Origin of the sequence: Labrys wisconsinensis (assembly GCF_030814995.1) — a bacterium.
GTDB lineage: Bacteria > Pseudomonadota > Alphaproteobacteria > Rhizobiales > Labraceae > Labrys > Labrys wisconsinensis.
The window spans coordinates 164,505-179,869 of sequence record NZ_JAUSVX010000004.1 but is presented as its reverse complement, the minus strand read 5'-3'; the positions used below and the strand labels follow the sequence as shown (position 1 = coordinate 179,869).

The following is a 15,365-nucleotide window of genomic DNA, read 5'->3' as shown; positions in this document are numbered from 1 at the left end:
GACATCACCCGCGACGTCATGGGCGCGCTTGTCACGTCCATCCCGCGAGATCGAACCGATCTCGCAGCGAACGCCACAGATACAGGCAAGAGCGCCGCCGGACGCGGCGGTCGTCGCGTTCGCGTGGATGGACCGATCAGGTCGGTCCATGACGTCGTGGTCCTTGCGTGAAGCCCTTCCTCGGCTCAGCCGAGCCCTCCCACGCACACATACTTGGTATCGAGATAATCCTCGATGCCGTACTTGGAGCCTTCCTTGCCCATGCCGCTTTCCTTGACGCCGCCGAAGGGCGCGACCTCGGTGGTGATCAGGCCCTCGTTGATGCCGACCATGCCGTATTTCAGCGCTTCCGACACCCGGAAGGCCCGGGCGAGGTCGCGGGTGTAGAAATAGGAGGCGAGGCCGAACTCGGTGTCGTTGGCCATCGCGACCGCCTGCTCCTCGGTCTCGAACTTGAACACCGGGGAGAGCGGGCCGAAGGTCTCGTCGCGGGCCACCAGCATCTGCGGCGTCACGCCGGTCAGCACGGTCGGCTCGAAGAAGGAGCCGCCGAGCTTGTGGCGCTTGCCGCCGGCCACGACCTTGGCGCCCTTGTCGGTGGCGTCCTTGATGTGCTCCTCGACCTTGGCCACCGCCTTCTCGTCGATCAGCGGTCCCTGCTGCACCCCGGCCTCGAGGCCGTTGCCGACCTTGAGGCCGTTGGAGACGGCGATCAGCTTCTCGACGAAGGCGTCGTGGATGCCGGCCTGCACCAGGAAGCGGTTGGTGCACACGCAAGTCTGGCCGGAATTGCGGTACTTGGCGATCAGCGCGCCCTCGATGGCGCGGTCGACGTCGGCATCGTCGAAGACGATGAAGGGCGCGTTGCCGCCGAGCTCCATGGAGACACGCTTCAAGGTCTTGGCCGACTGCTCGACCAGCAGCTTGCCGATCGGGGTGGACCCGGTGAAGGTGATCTTGCGCACGAGCGGATTGGAGGTCAGCTCGCCGCCGATGGCGCTCGCCGAGCCGGTCAGCACGTTGACGACGCCGGCGGGAATGCCGGCCTTCTCGCAGAGCGCGCCCCAGGCGAGGCCCGAGTAGGGCGTCTGCGCCGCCGGCTTGATGACGATGGTGCAGCCGGCCGCCAGGGCCGGGCCGAGCTTGCGGGCGATCATCGAGGACGGGAAGTTCCACGGCGTGATGGCGCCGACCACGCCGACGGGCTCCTTGGTCACCAGGATGCGGCGGCCGGCCCAGGGCGAGGGAATGACGTCGCCGTAGACGCGCTGCGCCTCCTCGGCGAACCAGCGGACATAGGCGGCGGAGAAGGCGACCTCGCCCTTGGCCTCGGTGAGCGACTTGCCCTGCTCCATGGTCAGCAGCGTGCCGAGCGCCTCGACGTTCTGCTCGATGATGTCGGCGAGCCGGTGCAGGATCTTGGCCCGCTCCTTGGCCGTCCTGGCGCGCCAGGCCGGCTGGGCGGCGTCGGCGGCCGCAATGGCGCGGGCAGTCTCGGCCTTGCCGCAATCGGGCACGGTTCCCAGCGTCTCGCCGGTGGCGGGATCGGTGACCGCCAGGGTCTTGCCGCTGTCGGCCGAGATCCATTCGCCGTCGACATAGGCGGCTTCGCGCTTGAACTCGAGCTTCTGCAACATGACGGTCTCCGGGATGAGCGTGCGCTGCTATAGCACGCGGATCTGCGGCGCGTTCAAGCCGTGCTTGTCCGGCACCGCTTACAAGAGATAGACACGCCGCGTCCATCGGCAAGACGCCATTCCAGCGGAGCCCTGCATGTCGAATCCGGTCCTGGTCGAAGTCCTGCGCGGCGGGCTGGTGGAGAGCCGCCACGCCGGCGCGGTCGCGGTCGCGGACGCCGAGGGCGGCCTCGTGCTGGCGCTCGGCGATGTCGAGCGCCCGGTGTTCCCGCGCTCGGCGGTGAAGGCGTTCCAGGCGCTGCCGCTGATCGAATCCGGCGCGGCGGACCGGCTCGGCCTGACCGAGGCCGAGATCGCGCTCGCCGTCGCCTCGCATGGCGGCGAGCCGGCCCATGTCGAGACGGCCACCGCGATGCTGGCCAAGGCCGGGGTCGACGCGTCCGCGCTCGAATGCGGCGCCCATCGGCCGAGCTACGCCAAGGCGGCGCAGGCGCTGATCCGGGCCGGGCTGAAGCCGAGCGCCCTGCACAACAATTGCTCGGGCAAGCATGCCGGCTTCATCTGCACCGCCTGCGCCGCCGGCATCGAGCCCGCCGGCTACATCGCCGCCGCCCATCCCGTCATGCGCGAGGTGATGGGCGCGGTCGCCGATATGGCCGGCGCGGCGACGAGCGGGCCGGGCGTCGGCATCGACGGCTGCTCGATCCCGACCCAGGCCGCGCCGCTCGCGGCCGTGGCGCGCGGCTTCGCCCGCTTCGGCACCGGCGCCCATCTCGGGCCCGAGCGTGCCAGGGCCGCGGCCCGCATCCGGGCGGCGGTGGCGGCGCATCCGCATATGGTGGCGGGCACCGAGCGCTTCTGCACCGAGATCATGCAGATCTTCGGGATACGCGCCTTCGTCAAGACCGGGGCCGAAGGGGTGTTCTGCGCCGCCTTCCCCGAGCTCGGCTACGGCGTGGCGCTCAAATGCGACGACGGCACCACACGGGCCTCGGAGCTGATGATGGCCGCGGTGATCGGCAAGCTCCTGCCGCTGTCGGAAGGCGAAGGCCAGGCGCTGCAGCGCTTCCTGACCCCGGCGATGAAGAACTGGAACGGCACCGAGGTCGGCAGCCTGCGGCCGGCGGGGCCCCTGGCCTGACGGGGATGCGGCCCCGCCCCAGCGAGCGCCGGCGCCGGGGCAGGTGACCAGGGCCGAGCGCCGGTCGAGGCGGGCCCGGAACCGTTCAAACGAGCCCGGCCGGCTCCCGTTTCTCGTTGGGGATGGCACCGAGGCCTGACGCGGATATGGTGGGTGCCGGGAAAAACGGCTGGGCTGCTGATGGATCCGATGGCTGACGTGCTGCGGGGTGACGTGCCGAACGACGACCATCGGCGAAGAGCGAGGGAGCCGTCGCCGGCCGCCGCGCGGGTGTCCCGGCTCAAGCTTCTGCAGAAGAGACTGGAGGCGGCACGCGGGGCGCTCGCTCGCGAACGGCTCCTCACCGCGGAGCTCAAGGCTCGCGCCGACGCCACGCCTGCGCCAATCAATGAGCCGCCGGCCATCAGGGTGAAGCGTCCGTCCCGTGCTTCGCTGTTGCGCAAGCGGTTGGATCAGGTCACCGAGACCCTCCATCGCGTTCGGGAGGAGCACTCTGCGACGGCCCGCAAGCTCGACGAGGCGAGGCTCGACGCGCAGCATGCCGCTCTGGTCCGGCTGATCGCGCAGGGACAGTCCTTCGAGGCCGCCGTCGTCCGCTACACCGAGACGGGCACGGACGCGAAGGAGCGCAAGGTCGCCCGGGCTTTGGCCCACAGCCTGGCTGCACACGAGGGCACCGCCTCGCTTGGCCGGATCTGCATCGCGCTCCATGCCTTGAAGGACGGCATCGAGGACCACGCATGGGCGCTTTTCCAGCAGGTTTCATCCGAGATGCTGTGGCGCCTGGTGCCGGTGCATTGGGCCGGCTGCTGGCTGAAGGCCGATCCGGATGCCGCCGCCGCCGACCTGCAGCGGAGGCTGGAGGATGATTTCGGCGTCATGACGCCGACGCACTGGTGGGGCGTCGCCAAGCGCGCCGGCGGCCTGCAGGCCTTCGGCCTGTTGCGACGCATCATCGAGGCTCTCACCGCCCGCCGGGATGCCCTGGCGTCGCTGGACGAGGCAGACGCGCAGGCGCTGGAATGGGCCCGGATCGCCCTTGCCGGTCGCGATGCGCCGAACCCTGCGAAGACGCAGCGCGGCGCCATCTCGATCGGCATTCTCGACTACAAGATGCTGGACCTGGAACGCGCGTCCTCGAATGCCGGCGACTATGTCCAGACCTTGGCGATGCTGTCGAACCTCCTGCGCTTCCAGGCCATCCGGTACGACGAAAGCGATCTCGGCCGGTATCTCGAAGCGATGAAGCCACGGATCGCGCCTGAACGGCGCATCGGGGATGTCGAGGCGACGGTCCGGCCGGTGATCGTCGACCGCGACTTCTCCTCCGGCCGGACCTATCCCTGTCCGACATGGACCATCGCCTTCGGCTGGTACATGCACCCGAATTTTCGAAAGTTCTTCGACTTCCCGTTCGCCGACGGGATCCTGCCGATCTTCGTCTCGTTCCACGTCAACAACCGCGCCATGCTCGGCGATGACGCGGTTGCCTACCTCGCGCGACACGCGCCGATCGGCTGCCGCGACTGGACGACCGTGTACCTCCTGCGCGAACGGGGGATTCCCGCCTTCTTCTCGGGCTGCCTCACCACGACGATCGGCCAGCTGTTCGCAGGACCGCCCGCGCCGCATGCGACGGACGGCGACATCGCGCTGGTCGACTATCGCCCGGAGCCAGGCGAGTTCGACGACCGGAGGCCGGTGAAATTCACCCACGCCGATCCCGATATCCGCGCAGCCGACATCGTGCAGGGCCTGCAGGCGGCCGACGATCTCCTGCAGCGCTATCGGACATACGGAGTGGTCGCGACATCCCGCCTCCATTGCTACCTGCCGTCCACCGCGCTCGGACTCGACGTCCGGTTCCGGCCGGGGCGGCGGTCGGACATCCGCTTCGAGGGGCTGATCGACCTGGAGGCCGATGCCTTCGCCACGATGCGTCGCGGCATCGAGGACAAGGTCGAGACGATCCTGCGCACGATCCTGGCAGGCGCGGCTCCCGAGGACGTCCATGCCCATTGGCGGCGGATCTGCGCCGCCGATGTCGCGGCGGCCGACGACTACTGCGCCCGCTTCCGGCCTCTGCCGGCGCCCTCCTTCGATGTCGCCGCGATCACCGCCGATCTTCGGGCCAAAGCGTCCACCTTCAACGATCGAGCCCCCGAGCCGGGGGAGATCGACATTGCCATGGCCCTCGACCGGAACCTCCTGGGAGAGATCGCTGTCGTCATCGAGTCGATCACGACGCACACGTCCCGGCCGCTCGGGATCAGCATCCTTTGTCGCGGGATCGAAGCCGCCGATCTGGAGGACCTGGCACGGGACTATCCCAGGGTCCGTTTTCGCGTCTTTGGTTTCGACACGGTCACCTACGCCAATTCGCTGCGGCTGCCGCCGGGCGTAACCGTCTCGACAATCGATCGGCTGCTTCTGCCGAACATCCTTTCGGACGTTTCCAGGCTCGTCTATCTCGACATCGATATCGTCGTTCTCGGCGATGTCGGCGAACTCTTCGACATGGACCTGCGGGGCTTCGCCCTCGCGGGCAAGAGCTCGAACTACCCGGTTTGGATGTACGGCCACAGCATGGTCTACAGCGCCGCCGGAGCCCTGCCGGCCGAAAAGGCCTGGGATCTTCGCCGGCGCATGCACGCGGCCGGCGATCTGCGGTTTCGCAGCTTCAATGCAGGAGTCCTGGTCCTCGACCTCGACAGGATGCGCCGGGACGACTTCGCGCAGCAGGCAATCCCGCTGGTCGAGGACTACGCCATGAACGATCAGGACGCTCTCAACGTCTATGCGCGCCGCGACAGGGAGGAACTCGGAGTCGAATGGAACGCGGTTCCCAATCAGGATGCGATCGAGGGCGCGAAGATCGTTCACTTCGCCGGATCGATCAAGCCGTGGGACGGGCTGTATGTGTCCGGGCAGGATCTTCATGGCGCCTATCGGGCGCAGTGGCAGGCGCGGCGCGCGGCCCGAATGGCCGCGGGGTGACGCCGAGAGCCGCATGGCGGTCGCGGGCATGAGGGTTGACCGGCTCGACGCCCGCTTCCATCATTCGCCGACGCGGTGCCGGGGGAGCTTCGACCGCGGCCGCTCCAATGCGCCGGACCAGACACCGGAGAGCCTTCCGCGATGACTCGAGCGACGGCACCCCAGGTCGGATCTCCCGAGCATTGGCGAGACGCCGCCAGCTACCCCGACAAGTGGGCCGCACGTGCGAAACTTGCGGCGGGCTGGATCCAGCCGTCACAATCCGTGATCGATATCGGGTGTGGCGCGCGCCTCGCCCTGAAGGCGCTGCTGCCCGACGGCTGCACCTATGCCGGCGCCGATCTCCAGCCCTGGACCGACGAGGTGCAGCAGGTCGATCTCAATGCCGGCGGATTCCCGGACGGGACGCATGACGTCGCCGTGATGCTCGGCGTCGTGGAATATCTGATCCGGCCGAGCGAGATATTCCTGAAAGCCCGGAGACGGGCACAGACCCTCATCGTCAGCTATTGTCACCCCAAACCGTTCTTCGACCGTGCCGAGAGAGCCCGTCGCGGCTGGATCAACGCGCTCAGGGAAAAGCGCTTCGCCGAGGTGTTGACGCGATGCGGCTGGCGGATAGAGGCGAGCGAGGTCTATTCCGAAAGCGGGCAATTCCGCCAGGTCGTCTACAAGACGAGAGCGATCGAGGCGGCGCCCCGTGCCGGCCTTGACGCGGGCCCGGAAGGGACGGCAGCGCACAGGGTATGGTCGGAGCGTCTGACCTATCTGCGCCCGGAAAAGCTGAGCCGTCTGGAGAAGAGCCTGGCTGACGTGCTGCAGGCGGGCGCGGCGGGCGACGTCGCCGAATTCGGCGTCGCCCTCGGCGGCTCGGGCATCGTGCTCGCAGAACTGGCGCTCGCTCACGAGCGGCGCTTCTTCGGCTTCGATGTTTTCGGGATGATCCCTCCGCCCCGGTCGGAGAAGGACGGACCGGACACCCTGTCGCGCTACGAGCAGATCGCCGCTGGACGCTCGAAAGGCATCCAGGGCGACACCTACTACGGGTACCGGCCCGACCTGTATGCGGACGTCTGCGCCGCGTTCGGCCGCTTCGGGCTGACCGTCGACGGTCGTCGCATCAGTCTCGTGAAGGGGCTTTTCCAGCATACGGTGCCGACATCCGACCTCGGGCCGCTCTGCTTCGCCCATATCGACTGTGATTGGTACGACCCGGTCCGGTATTGCCTGGCTCAAGTCGCCGGGCGATTGTCTCCGGGTGGGCTGGTCGTGATTGACGACTATCACGCCTGGAGCGGTTGCCGTGTCGCGACCGACGAGTTCCTGGCCGACAATCCGGATTTCGTCATGGATGACGGTCCGAGCGTGATTGTCCGCCGACGCGCGTGAAGCGTCGCCGTCTTCGGAAGCCCGTCACCGACTGCGCGGCCGCTGCGGATCGCACAGGCGCCCGTCGGCAGACCGGAGTGACGCTGTCGCGGCGCGCGGTCCCTATCGCACGCTGTTGCCGGTCACCACGATGCCGGGATAAGCGCCGGTCCCCTCCGCCGTCAGGTCGCCGGTCGCCTTGTCCTCCCAGGCATAGCCGACCACCGCGCCGCCCGGACAGCCGGAGAAGACGTTGCCGGTGACGAGGGCGCCGCGCGCCGCATCGGCCACGGTGATCGCGACGCCGACGCCGCATTGGCGCGCCACGTTGCCGCTCAGCACGACGTCGCGCAGATAGTTGCCGTAGCCCAGCGAAAAGCCGGCGGTCGGGCAGTTCTCGACGACATTGCCGGTGGCGGTCGCATCCGCCTCGATGGCGATGCCGGAGCCGTAGCTCTCGCGCCCGCCCTCCGGCAGGATGCGTCGGAAGGCACTGCGCACGATGTTGCCCTGCACGGTGGCGAGGCGGCCGCCCTTGTCGAAATTGACCACCGAGATGCCGTTGGCGGCGCGCTCGACCACGTTCTGGGCGATCACCGCGCCCTCGAAGGCAAACTCGCTGTAGATGCCGGTCTCGCCGGCGCTGTCGCAGGAATTGCCGAGGATCTCGACCGCGTCGGCGGAATTGGCGCGGATGAAGCTGAAGGCGCAATCGCGCAGGACGTTCTGGGCCACCACCACATGCCCGGCGCGATAGACGTTGATGCCGTTGCCGTTCCAGCCGAGGCCGCCGCCGTCGGCGCGGATGCTCTCGATGCGGTTGTGCACCACCAGCGTGCCGTCATAGCCCTTCTCGCTGCGATGCACGAGGATGCCGTTGTCGCCGCAGCCCCGCACCCGGTTGCCGCGGATGGCGAGGCCGGCGGAATCATTGGCGTAGATCGCCGTCTGCACCGCCTCGAACGCGCAGGTCTCGACGAGGCCGCCGCAGCGCTGGAGCACGAGGGCATGCCCGGGCGTCGCCCGGAAGCGGCAATCGCGGATGTCGACCGCGGCAAGGCCCGAGAGCATCACCAGCCCCTGCTCCTTGTCCATGCCGGCATTGCCGCCGTCTAAGGTGAGCCCGGCGAGAGCGAGGTCGCCGCCGCCCTCGGCCCGCAGGATCGGGCCGGGCCCGATCGCGACCAGCCGTGTCGCGCCCGGAATGCCCTCGATGCGGGTGCCGGGCGGCACGGCGACACCGCCGACGCGATAGGCGCCCGCCTCCAGCTGGAGCGGCCGGCCGGACGCGGCGGCGGCCGCCACGGCCTTGGCGAAAGCCGCCGACTGGTCGGCGCCGCCGGGCTTCAGGCCGGGCGCGGCCGCGGCGGCAGGGCCGATCAGGCCACCGCCGGCCAGCGCGCTGGCGCCGGCGGTGAGGAAGGAGCGCCGTTCGATGACCATGCCGCCTCCGGACCCTGGAACGGCGGCGAGGATGGCAGCGGCGCGTTAAGGCGAGATTGCGGAGGAGGGACGAGTGCTCGCAACAGAGCCCAAGGATCGGCCGGGCGCGTGCGATGCGCCACCACCGTTGTGTTCGCTACGAAGTCGAACGATTTCGTCGGGATGGACCGATCAGGTCGGTCCATGACGGCGAGGTTCTCGCTGGAAGATAGCCGCCACCCGCGACGTCATGGTCGCGCTTGTCGCGCCCATCCACGCGGGCGCAGGAAAGGCTCTCCCGCAGCCTCCTCACACGCAGTCCTATCCCCGCCCGAACCGGTACTCCGTCGTCTGCCGGTACACCTGCCCCGGCCGCAGGATCGAGTTGGGGAAATGCGGCTTGTTCGGCGCGTCGGGGAAGAGCTGCGCCTCCAGGCAGAAGCCGGCATAGGGGCCGTATTTCTCGCCGTTGAGGCCCGGCACCGGCGTGTTGAGCTTGGCCGCGTCGTAGAACTGCACGCCGGGCTCGGTGGTCCAGGCCTCCATGGTGACGCCGCTCTTCGGCGACCAGGCGGTGGCGGCGTGGCCGAGGGTGGAGGCGCTGCGCAGCACGAAATTGGTATCGTAATGCATGCGCTGGCCGTCGACCTCCAGGCCGATCGGCCGGTCGGTGCGGAAATCATAGGGCGTGCCGGCGACGGCGCGGATCTCGCCGGTGGGGATCAGCTCCGCGTCGGTGGGCGTGTAGAAATCGGCGGCCAGCAGCAGGTGGTGGTCGAGGATGTCGGGCGAGCCGTCGAGGTTGAAATAGGAATGGTGCGCCAGGTTCACCGGCGTGGGCTTGTCGGTGGCGGCGCCGTAGTCGACCCGCAGCGTCGCCGGCTCGAGCAGGGTGTAGCGGCAGGTGGCGACGACGCGGCCGGGAAAGCCCATGTCGCCGTCCTCGGAAACGATGGCCAGGGTGACCGAACGCCCGTCCTGGGCGATGATCGACCAGGGCCGCACGCCGAAGCCGTGGGTGCCGCCATGCAGGGTGTGCGGGCTGTTGTTCTTGCGGTCGAGCTCATAGGAGACCCCGTCCAGAGTGAAGCGGCCATGAGCGATGCGGTTGGCGAAGCGGCCGGGATTGGCGCCGAAATGCGGCGAGTGGTAGCGGTAATGGTCGAACTCGTCGAAGCCGAGCACGACGCGCTGCGGGCCGGCCTTGCCCGGCACCACGAGGTCGCGCACCGCCGCGCCCCAGGTGATGATCTTGGCCTCGGCCCCAGCTTCGGACCGAATCGTGACTTCGAGGATGTCGACGCCGTCGTAAGAGCCGAACAGGCGGTTTGTCATGGCAGGTCCTTCCATTGCCCGAGAATTGCGATGTGGATCAACGGCCGTGCCGACCGTGGGATCCCGCCGGGGCGCCCCGGCGGGCGAGGTGATCATCCGGCGCCGCGGCCGGTCGTCAACGTGCGGCGCACCGCGTCCTTCCAGCCGGCGTATCTGGCCTCCCGCGCCGCCGCGTCGAGCTTCGGCGTGAACCGCCGCTCCAGCGCCCAGCTCCGGGCAAAATCCTCGAGGCCCGGGCAGACGCCGGCCCTCAATCCGGCGAGATAGGCCGCGCCGACCGCCGTCGTCTCCAGCACGCGCGGCCGGTCGACCGGCGCGGCGAGCATGTCGGCGAGGCATTGCATGGTCCAGTCGGAGGCGACCATGCCGCCGTCGACGCGCAGCACGGTCTCGCGCGCCGCACCCCAGTCGCCGCGCATGGCTTCCAGGAGGTCGCGGGTCTGGTAGCACACGGCTTCCAGCGCAGCGCGGGCAAACTCCCCTCGCCCGGTGCCGCGCGTCAGGCCGTAGATGGCGCCGCGGCTCTCCGCGTCCCAATAGGGCGCGCCCAGCCCAGTGAAGGCCGGCACGAGATAGACGGCCTGCTTCTCGTCGGCCGTCTCAGCCAGGGGCCCGGTCTCGGCGGCGCGGGCGATGATGCCGAGGCCGTCGCGCAGCCACTGCACGGCCGCGCCGGCGATGAAGATCGAGCCCTCCAGGGCATAGGTCGGTCGGCCGTCGAGCTGGTAGGCGATGGTGGTGATGAGGCGGTTCTTCGAGGCGACCGCCTCCGTCCCGGTGTTCAGCAGGGCGAAGCAGCCGGTGCCGTAGGTCGACTTCATCATGCCCGGCTCGAAGCAGGCCTGGCCGACGGTCGCGGCCTGCTGGTCGCCGGCCACACCGCAGATCCGGATGGCGCCGCCGAAGAGCTCCGGCAGCGTCTCGCCGAAATCGGCGGCGGAATCCTTCACCTCAGGCAGCACCGGCCGCGGCACGCGCAGGAGATGCAGCAGCGTGTCGCGCCAGCGCCCCTCGTGGATGTCGTAGAGCAGGGTGCGCGAGGCGTTGGTGGCGTCGGTGGCGTGCACCTTGCCGCCGGTGAGGCGCCAGAGCAGGAAGCTGTCGACCGTGCCGAAGGCGAGCTCCCCGGCCTCGGCCCGGGCGCGGGCGCCCTCGACATGGTCGAGGATCCAGGCCGCCTTGGTGCCGGAGAAGTAGGGATCGAGCAGCAGCCCGGTCTGGCCGCTGACCACCGGCTCGTGGCCGGCCTGCTTCATGGCATGGCAGATGTCGGCGGTGCGCCGGTCCTGCCAGACGATGGCGCGGTGGATCGGCTCGCCGGTGCGCCGGTCCCAGACCAGCGTGGTCTCGCGCTGGTTGGTGATGCCGATGGCGGCGATGTCGGCCGCCTTGGCTCCAGCCTTGGCCATGGCTTCCCGGCAGACCGCCACCACCGAGGCCCAGATCTCCTCCGGCTCGTGCTCGACCCAGCCCGGCGCGGGAAAATGCTGGGCGAATTCCTGCTGGGCCGAGGCGGCGACGGTGAGGTCGGGCCGGAACAGGATGGCGCGGGACGACGTCGTGCCCTGGTCGATGGCGAGGACGTAGCTGGACATGGCGCTCCCTGGACTTTTCTCGGGCGCAGCATGGCGGCGCGGCGCGGCGAGAGCAAGCCTGCGCGCCGCCTGCGCGCCGCCGGACGCACGGCCACCCTCCCCTGCCCTCGGCCGAAGCCCGGAGGCGTTTCAGGCAGGGGTGTCGCTGCGCGGAATGACCAGCCGAATCGCGAAGGGCCGGCCGGCGATCGCCCCGCCCAGGGCATCGGTGATGGGCACGGGCAGGCAGCCGTCGAGGGCCTGCGCGACGCTCGCGACGAAGCGCTTCTGGTCGCCGAGGTCGCCGGGGAGCCGGGAATAGGAGACCCGCGGCTTGCCGAGCAGGCTGCCGTCGCGCCGCAGGCTGAACACGACCGTGATCTCCGAGCCCTGCAGCCCGCGCGTGCCGCCGAGGCAGAGCTCGAGCGCGCGCCCCAGCTGCTGCAGGGTATCGGCAGGGCGGGCCTGGGCGGGACCGAGCAAGCCGACGAGGCATGCCGTGGCGAGGCGGACGTGCTTCATGCCGGAGCGGACCTGTCGGGCGTGCTCCCGCCTCGCGACGGGCTATGGAGACGCGGAGGGATCAGACGACGGAAGTGGCACGAGAGGCAAGCGCGGCAGGGGCGGCAGCGGAAAGGACGGCGGCGGGCGAGCAGCGAGCATCGCCTCCCGCTCCGCCACCTGCGCTTTCAACCGGTGCAGCGATGCCTGCGTGGGAAGGGACAGCGGTGTCCCTCCTTCCAACGATCCCCAAAGCGACTGGACCATCAACAACTCCAGCCGGTTGGCATTCACATTCGGATTGTTCCACTCATAGACGAACTCCATCAAGACAAACCCGGAACCCTTAGGATAAACCCAATAATTCATGGTATATTTTCCGATATCACAAAGCATCACGAACGAATTATCTGTACGATCTCTATATCTAGCCTTCAGTTTTTTATCTTGAGGCCTCTCTACGTCAAATGAATCTACAAAATCATTGAAATCAAAATCCTCATTCTTCGCGATTTTGACAAGAAATTTTGCAATCTCACTGTCATAGTACGTACCACCATCTTTTACTATCCGCTGGAATCGCAGACCAGACGGGACCCACATAGTCATTTTTCCGTCGAATAAATTTACAGCTTCCAGCTTCAGGTTCGCAAGAACAGGAGAAGTCAGCTCGATCAGCCGATCGATATCCGCCTTCCCAAGAATTCCCGTGACGGGAAGCCCGGACGCCGCCTGGAACTTCGAAATGTCTTCGAAAATGCCCTCGGAGAATACCTCACCCACAATCGATCCGTAGCCCGCCACCAACAGGAGCACGTCGACTTGCAACCGGCTCTCGACATCGAGCGCTTCATAGGCCTGCTTCGCCTCATCGTAGCCGGGCAGATTGCCCGCCCGCACCGGAGAGGCCAGCGCAAGAGCGACACTGAAGGCCACAACCAGACCGCGCCACATGGAACTCCGCCCCCCCCCCCCCGGATCGGCCGAACCATAGTCGGATCAGCCAAGCATTCCGACAAGGCCAGGGCCAGGGGGAGCCAGGCCCCAGAAACGTAAAAAAGAACAAAAAATCAAGGACCGCTTCCACCGGCACCATCCGCGGCGCCCACGGCCTTCCCAGCTACGAGCCCTCACACTCGACATAGAGGCTGAGCGACCTCGTGACATCGGCCAGATCCGTGAGCGGAAGAGCGGCGCCGAGGCTTGCTGTCTGGAATGCGATGCCGTTGCGCTGCAGAAAGCTGGCGGCAACAGAGGATCTGACGGCAAAGTTGACGTTCTGCAGGGAGGCGCCGCTCTCGGACGCCACACCGACCGCAACGAGCCCGGAGGAAACGACACCGACGAGATTGCCACTGGCGTCGACGACCGGCCCGCCGGAATTGCCGGACTGGATCGGCGCCGAGATCTGGATGTCGCGGCTGCTATCGTCCTTTCCGAGCAGGGCCGTGACGTTGCCGACGGTGAAACTGCCCGAACTCGCCAGCAAGCCTGGCAATGGATAGCCGAAAGCTGCCACGGGCTCGCCGAGTCGCACGCCGATGCGTAGCCGGGCGATCTTCGAGGCCTTGAGATCGGTCGCCAGCAGTGCGAGGTCGCTGCCCTTATCCCGGGCCAGCACCCGCGCGGGGTACAGCGTCGCGCTCCCCGTTGCGGCGACGCTGACGGACCGGCAGTCCTCGACGACATGGGCAGCGGTCAGGACGTGGCCGTCCGCCGTGATGAAGAAGCCGGTGCCAACTCCGACATCGGAAGGCGCGTCCGCCGTGGGCTGCGGCGTCGTCTGGACAACTGCGGACGGCCCCTGGACGGGCGCCGGCCCCTTGAGAGCTGGCGGTCGCGCCTGCGGCGAGAACGCGTCCTTCAACCGCTGGAGGGAGGCGTCCGTGGGAAGCAAATCCGCCTCGCCGGCCACTTCGCTCCACAGCGATGCCACCATAAGGTTCTCAAGTCTGTCTCCGAAGAAATCGTTGGCCATGCGATCATACGAAAATGTCGTCACGACGACTCCGTCCTGATCAATCGCGCCCCAATAGTCGACGGTCCGTGAGCCCACCTGACACGACACCCGAAAAGACTCTGCCGAGACGAACCTGGCAACGATCCTAATATCCTTGTGGCCGTTTATGACGCCCAGCGTCTCCGAATAGATGGTCCCGAGGTCTGACTTTTCCGCGCGGAAATATTCGATCTGAAGAGCCTTGTCGGGAGTGCCATATCGCCAGCCTCTCGCTGTCGGATCCACATCGACGCCGAGGCCGAACGGGACGAACATGCCGAGCCGGCTACCCGGAATGGTCACGGTCCTGAAGCCCCATTTTGCCAGGAAGGGCGCCGCCCGTGCGATCAGCCGATCGAGATCCCCGGCATCGATGATGCCCGTGGCCGGCAAGCCCGATCCCGCCTGCATCTTGGAAATGGCGTTGAACAGCCTTCGCGAGAACGCATCCTCGATATCGAGCGGCCCATATCCGGCCGCAAGCAGGAGGATCGCGATCTGCCTTCGGCTCTCGACGTCGAGCGCCTCGAAGGCCCGCTTCGCCCCTGCGTAGCCCGGTGGGTCGGCGCCCTGGTCCAAGGCATCCGGCCGATCAGGACTCGGAGACGCGACCTGCTCCTTCAAGCGCCGGAGTGACGCCTCGTCTGGAGGGGACAGTGATGTTCCAGGGGGAAGCATAGCCCAGAGCGAAGCCACCAGCAGATTCTCCAGCTGAGAACCGAAGAAATCGTTGCGAGCTGCATCGTACGTGAATGACATAACAACGCTGCCACCGTCACGCCAGATTCCCCATACATCCATATATATTGATTTTTCCGCAGCAACTACAAAGAATAATGCAGGATAAAATTTCTCATCAATCAGCTTTACCTTCTTTTTCCCTGCTGCCCATTTCATTGCTGCATCATAATAAGATCTTAGAGACTCCAGGCTATCATGTGTAAACTGAATTTGCAGAGAGCTCTTTCTTCCTTGGTATTGCCATCCTCTCAAGATCGTCTTCCGGTCGAGATCAAGGCCTGACGGGACGAACACGCTGACCTCGGTGCCGGGTATCGTCACCACTTTGAGATCCCACTTCGCCAGGACCCGCGCGGAGCGTTCGATCAGCAGATCGACGTCGTCTGCGCCGATGATGCCGGTCGCGCGCCGCCCCGATCCCGCCTGCAACTTCGAGATGGCGTCGAACAGCTCCTGAGAGAAGCTGCTGTCGATGGTAACCGGCGCATATCCCGCGGCCAGCAAAAGGATCTCGATCTGCACGCGGTTTTCGAGATCGAGCGCCTCGAAGGCCCGCTTCGCCTCCGCATAGCCGGGCGGATCGCCGGCCCGGGCGGGCGCCCCCAGCGACAGAACAAGACACACCGCGACAACCAGAACGCGCCACATGG

The 15,365-nt window shown here is 67.4% G+C and carries 10 protein-coding genes; 3 read left to right on the top strand and 7 right to left on the bottom strand.

Going from position 1 to position 15,365, the window contains the following annotated elements; all coding sequences use genetic code 11:
* Positions 1-185: 185 nt before the first annotated feature.
* Positions 186-1,637, bottom strand: a complete 1,452-nt coding sequence (locus QO011_RS13475; protein WP_307272607.1) for an NAD-dependent succinate-semialdehyde dehydrogenase — start codon at positions 1,635-1,637, stop codon at positions 186-188.
* Positions 1,638-1,773: 136 nt separating this feature from the next.
* Between QO011_RS13475 and QO011_RS13470 the strand changes: the two genes are divergently transcribed.
* The 3 genes from QO011_RS13470 to QO011_RS13460 all read left to right on the top strand — a co-directional run bounded on the left by QO011_RS13470 (position 1,774) and on the right by QO011_RS13460 (position 7,164).
* Positions 1,774-2,778, top strand: a complete 1,005-nt coding sequence (locus QO011_RS13470; RefSeq protein ID WP_307272605.1) for an asparaginase — start codon at positions 1,774-1,776, stop codon at positions 2,776-2,778.
* 189 nt (positions 2,779-2,967) lie between these two features.
* Entirely contained in the window at positions 2,968-5,775 is a 2,808-nt protein-coding gene (locus tag QO011_RS13465) for a glycosyltransferase family 8 protein (RefSeq protein WP_307272603.1), read from the top strand.
* A 141-nt stretch (positions 5,776-5,916) separates the two neighbouring features.
* Positions 5,917-7,164: a TylF/MycF/NovP-related O-methyltransferase gene (locus tag QO011_RS13460; RefSeq protein ID WP_307272601.1), complete on the top strand. Its 1,248-nt coding sequence runs from the start codon at positions 5,917-5,919 to the stop codon at positions 7,162-7,164.
* Between the two features lie 102 nt (positions 7,165-7,266).
* On the opposite strand, the gene QO011_RS13455 is transcribed toward QO011_RS13460, so the two are convergent.
* From QO011_RS13455 to QO011_RS13430, 6 genes are all read right to left on the bottom strand, one after another.
* On the bottom strand, positions 7,267-8,586 hold the full coding sequence (locus QO011_RS13455; protein WP_307272598.1) for a TIGR03808 family TAT-translocated repetitive protein: 1,320 nt from the start codon (positions 8,584-8,586) through the stop codon (positions 7,267-7,269).
* A gap of 300 nt (positions 8,587-8,886) precedes the next feature.
* Complete coding sequence (locus QO011_RS13450; RefSeq protein WP_307272596.1) at positions 8,887-9,900, bottom strand: aldose epimerase family protein; 1,014 nt, start codon at positions 9,898-9,900, stop codon at positions 8,887-8,889.
* A gap of 92 nt (positions 9,901-9,992) precedes the next feature.
* Positions 9,993-11,495 carry a glycerol kinase GlpK gene (gene glpK, locus QO011_RS13445; protein WP_307272594.1) on the bottom strand — a complete coding sequence of 501 codons (1,503 nt, stop codon included), beginning with the start codon at positions 11,493-11,495 and terminating at the stop codon, positions 9,993-9,995.
* A gap of 129 nt (positions 11,496-11,624) precedes the next feature.
* Positions 11,625-11,996: a UCP034077 family protein gene (locus QO011_RS13440; RefSeq protein ID WP_307272592.1), complete on the bottom strand. Its 372-nt coding sequence runs from the start codon at positions 11,994-11,996 to the stop codon at positions 11,625-11,627.
* A 42-nt stretch (positions 11,997-12,038) separates the two neighbouring features.
* Complete coding sequence (locus QO011_RS13435) at positions 12,039-12,929, bottom strand: hypothetical protein (protein ID WP_307272588.1); 891 nt, start codon at positions 12,927-12,929, stop codon at positions 12,039-12,041.
* A 166-nt stretch (positions 12,930-13,095) separates the two neighbouring features.
* Positions 13,096-15,363: a serine protease gene (locus tag QO011_RS13430; RefSeq protein ID WP_307272587.1), complete on the bottom strand. Its 2,268-nt coding sequence runs from the start codon at positions 15,361-15,363 to the stop codon at positions 13,096-13,098.
* Between the last annotated feature and the right edge of the window lie 2 nt (positions 15,364-15,365).

Excerpts from the sequence above, each read along its gene's own strand:
- glpK (WP_307272594.1), bottom strand. The coding sequence starts at position 11,495 with ATGTCCAGCTACGTCCTCGCCATCGACCAGGGCACGACGTCGTCCCGC.
- QO011_RS13465 (WP_307272603.1), top strand. The coding sequence starts at position 2,968 with ATGGCTGACGTGCTGCGGGGTGACGTGCCGAACGACGACCATCGGCGA.
- QO011_RS13460 (WP_307272601.1), top strand. The coding sequence starts at position 5,917 with ATGACTCGAGCGACGGCACCCCAGGTCGGATCTCCCGAGCATTGGCGA.
- QO011_RS13470 (WP_307272605.1), top strand. The coding sequence starts at position 1,774 with ATGTCGAATCCGGTCCTGGTCGAAGTCCTGCGCGGCGGGCTGGTGGAG.
- QO011_RS13435 (WP_307272588.1), bottom strand. The coding sequence starts at position 12,929 with ATGTGGCGCGGTCTGGTTGTGGCCTTCAGTGTCGCTCTTGCGCTGGCC.
- QO011_RS13440 (WP_307272592.1), bottom strand. The coding sequence starts at position 11,996 with ATGAAGCACGTCCGCCTCGCCACGGCATGCCTCGTCGGCTTGCTCGGT.
- QO011_RS13455 (WP_307272598.1), bottom strand. The coding sequence starts at position 8,586 with ATGGTCATCGAACGGCGCTCCTTCCTCACCGCCGGCGCCAGCGCGCTG.
- QO011_RS13430 (WP_307272587.1), bottom strand. The coding sequence starts at position 15,363 with ATGTGGCGCGTTCTGGTTGTCGCGGTGTGTCTTGTTCTGTCGCTGGGG.
- QO011_RS13450 (WP_307272596.1), bottom strand. The coding sequence starts at position 9,900 with ATGACAAACCGCCTGTTCGGCTCTTACGACGGCGTCGACATCCTCGAA.
- QO011_RS13475 (WP_307272607.1), bottom strand. The coding sequence starts at position 1,637 with ATGTTGCAGAAGCTCGAGTTCAAGCGCGAAGCCGCCTATGTCGACGGC.